Raw genomic sequence first — 425 nt, 5'->3', positions numbered from 1 at the left:
CAAGCCAAGCCTAAGTTACATCCCCCTTGTCACCCCCTCAGTTCATAGACATCAAAAATGGTGCCGCTACCATCAGCTAGGATTGCTCGTCCGCGACGTTTCCAAGTTAACCCGAGTGTCGTAATCAAGTCCGGTGGTAGGGAGAGCCAGCCATGAAAACCTGTATCTACAATTGCGTTCTGTTCATATATCTGTCCGTTGGAATCAAGAATCTTGATACGGATGATGGGTTCATAATCAGCGTTAGCATACCCACTAATCATGCTGTTCTCTGAGTATGAACGGCGATCGCGCATACCAACATTATTGACGAGGATATCTAATCGCCCGTGTTTTTCTCGGATTTCGCTAAGAGGATGTTTGAAAAGTCGGGTATGTTGTAAAAAAACTCTCTCAGTATAAACTGTGAATGAATAGTAAACAGC

General features: G+C 44.5%; 1 pseudogene. It reads right to left on the bottom strand.

Features of this window, described 5'->3' with window-relative positions:
* Positions 1-29: 29 nt before the first annotated feature.
* Positions 30-425: pseudogene (locus UYI_RS37455) on the bottom strand (hypothetical protein); the annotation flags it as partial.

Origin of the sequence: Fischerella muscicola PCC 7414, assembly GCF_000317205.1 — a bacterium.
In the GTDB taxonomy this organism is placed as follows: domain Bacteria; phylum Cyanobacteriota; class Cyanobacteriia; order Cyanobacteriales; family Nostocaceae; genus Fischerella; species Fischerella muscicola.
The sequence above is the reverse complement of the archived record's forward strand: the minus strand, read 5'-3'. Positions and strand labels throughout refer to the sequence as shown.